The 2550-nt window shown below is 58.9% G+C and carries 3 protein-coding genes and 1 pseudogene; 3 read left to right on the forward strand and 1 reads right to left on the reverse strand.

Annotated features, from left to right (window positions below):
- The 3 genes from NW844_RS12640 to NW844_RS12650 form a co-directional block, all read left to right on the forward strand.
- Nucleotides 1-621: pentapeptide repeat-containing protein (locus NW844_RS12640; RefSeq protein ID WP_414336150.1), on the forward strand; the 621-nt coding region annotated here is incomplete at its 5' end.
- A gap of 165 nt (nt 622-786) precedes the next feature.
- Entirely contained in the window at nt 787-1383 is a 597-nt protein-coding gene (locus tag NW844_RS12645) for a response regulator transcription factor (RefSeq protein ID WP_414336152.1), read from the forward strand.
- Nucleotides 1384-1883: 500 nt separating this feature from the next.
- Nucleotides 1884-2114, forward strand: coding sequence for a DUF2555 domain-containing protein (locus tag NW844_RS12650; protein ID WP_414336153.1), 231 nt, complete (start codon nt 1884-1886; stop codon nt 2112-2114).
- A 34-nt stretch (nt 2115-2148) separates the two neighbouring features.
- Here the strand turns inward: NW844_RS12650 and NW844_RS12655 are convergent.
- Nucleotides 2149-2550 (reverse strand): annotated as a pseudogene (locus tag NW844_RS12655) (hypothetical protein); the annotation flags it as partial.

Consider the following 2550-nt stretch of genomic DNA (forward strand, 5'->3'; position numbering starts at 1 on the left):
GGGGGTGAGGGAGGGATCCCAGTGAAAAAAATGGCATGGCCCCAGTTCTGGGTCGGTCTCCTCGGCGGGGTGGTCGGGATGCCGGCGGTTCCTGTTTTTGCCCAACTGGAGTTGGACGCCCAACTGGGCCGCTCTCAAGTCGTTTTTCCCGGCAAAGATTGCCCCGCCTGCGACCTGACAGGAGCCGAGCTGCCGGGAGTTGATTTGCAGGGGGCCAACCTGAAAGAAGCCATCCTCAGGCAGGCCAACCTACAAGCTGCCGACCTCTCCCAGGCAATCCTCAACTTGGCCGATTTGCGCGGCGCCAACCTGAGCGGTGCGGAGCAGGGCGGAGCTTTTTTGTGGGAAGCCGATCTCAGCCAGGCCAACCTGCAGCAGGCCAATTTCACAGGAGCCAATCTTCAGGTGGCCAACCTCAGCGGCGCTGATTTGCGAGGGGCCATTCTCGCCGGCGCCGACCTGACAGGAGCCACCTTGCGCCAGGCCGATCTGCGTGGGGCCGATCTACGCGGCGCTTTTTTGGAAGAAGCCGATCTGACGGGCGCTCTGTACAATGCCCAAACCCGGCTGGATCCCGCCTTCAACCCCAGTGCCTGGGGCATGGTCTTTGTGAAAAACTAACTCCCCTCTCCCTTTGGGAGAGGGGTTGGGGGTGGTCGCGTGAGCGGCGCGGAGCGCTTGGGTTGACTCCCTTTGGGAGAGGGGTTGGGGGTGAGGGCACGTTATCCGGGATCCCTCTTGTGGGCAGAATGAACTCAGCCCTCTCATAGGCTGGGATCCCCTGCCATGAGTTCTCCTGTCCGCGTCCTCATCGCCGATGACCATCCTCTGTTTCGGCTGGGGCTGAAGTTTGCCCTGCAAGCGCAAGGATTCGAGGTGGTGGCGGAAGCCGAGACGGGATCCCAGGCCGTTGAGTACTGTCGCCGTTGCCCCGTCGAGGTGGCCATTTTGGATGTGCGTATGCCCAATGGGGACGGGATCGCCGCCTGCCAACAGATTGCCGAGCTGGGCCTGCCGGTGGTGGTGGTGATGATGACTACTTTTCAGGAGCCGGCCTTGATCGAGTCAGCGCGGCGGGCTGGGGCCAAAGGCTACCTCTCCAAAGAAACCGATCCGGCGGAGCTGGCCCGCGTTATTCGGCAGATCTTGGCCAACCCCGACCGAGACTGGTTGCCTGCCCGGCAGGAGTTGCCCAAGCTCACCCCCCGCGAGTTGTGCGTGCTGCAACTGATGAGCCAAGGCTTGGCCAACAAGCAGATCGCCCGCCGCCTCGGCATCAGTGTCGAGACCGTGAAAGAGTACGCCAGCGCCGCCTACCGCAAGCTAGACGCCACCGACCGCGTCACCGCCCTCCTCAAGGCACAACAACTGGGGATTTTTTGACATACTCCCCATAGCTAAAGCTAGGGGATTCTCCCAAGGTCGCCCTTTGGGATTACTGGTTCAACGACCCCACTTACTGTTTTGGGTTCCCCCTCCACAGCAGAGGTGTTGGTCTCCCCAGTCGTTCCCTCTTGCGGGGCAGTTCCACTCCATCCCCAACAGCTCCAGTGCCCCCCGCAGAATGTTAAGCGCTGCATTTTGGTCTCGACACAACACCAACCCACACCTTTCTTAAAAAAGCAAACAACTATCTGGTATCTGGAAACTGTTCACGCAGCGTTGCCAAGCAATACCAGTCATTCAGAATCCTCCCCTTTGGAACGGGGAGTAAGGGATAGCGCTCCGCGCCGCCGGCGCGTTCGCGACAGCGTTGCGTAGCCATAACGATGTCACAAACCGTTTTATTGCTATTTGAAATGGCTATATGTTAAGTCTTTGGTCAAGGTTCGCCGCGCGAAAAGAAGAGGTTAAGATCGGCTTGTAGCGTGTTCAAACTGCCTATGTCTGCCCGATCCAAGTCCAAAGTAGAAGCCCCCGCCAAGGGAATGGATCCCGGCCAGTTTACCGAAGCTGATGTGGCCGCAATTGCAGAGCGGTTGGAGCGCAATGACTACCCAACTGTCTTTGGCTGCTTGGAAGACTGGCATGCCCTTCGAGCCATTGCCTTTTATGCTCCCAGCTTGGTGGCTCCCTATGCACACCTATTGGAGTGGGAAGTGGATGAAGATTAGGGCTGCCCTCGCAGTTCTGAAGGGATCCTGGTGTTCAGGCTGAGGGGGGAGGAGGACTTCCGTCAGAAATCTGCTTGCGAATTAGGTAGCGTACTTCCTCAAGGAGGATGTTGAACCTTTGATCCGTTTCCGCTTGACGTTGGTTGATGGCCTGCATAGCCCGTTCGTGCTCTTGTTGTAGAGCGGTGAGAGTAATCAGAGCTTGAGTCACTTCTTCTGCCCATTCGGCAAGATGGGCCAGGTCAGAGCGGGTCTCGCTGACAACCTGCTGTAGCTCTCGCAAGCTTTGAGCCTGGGCAGCAGCTTGTTCGGCAGACTCAGCGCGGCTGGCCTGGATGGACTGATGCAGCTCCTGGATTTCCTGCAGGCGGGCGGCATTCTGCTCGGCAGACTCAGCGCGGCTGGCCTGGATGGACTGATGCAGCTCCTGGATTTC

Source organism: Synechococcus sp. H55.2 (genome assembly GCF_047462495.1).
Classification (GTDB): Bacteria; Cyanobacteriota; Cyanobacteriia; order Thermostichales; family Thermostichaceae; genus Thermostichus.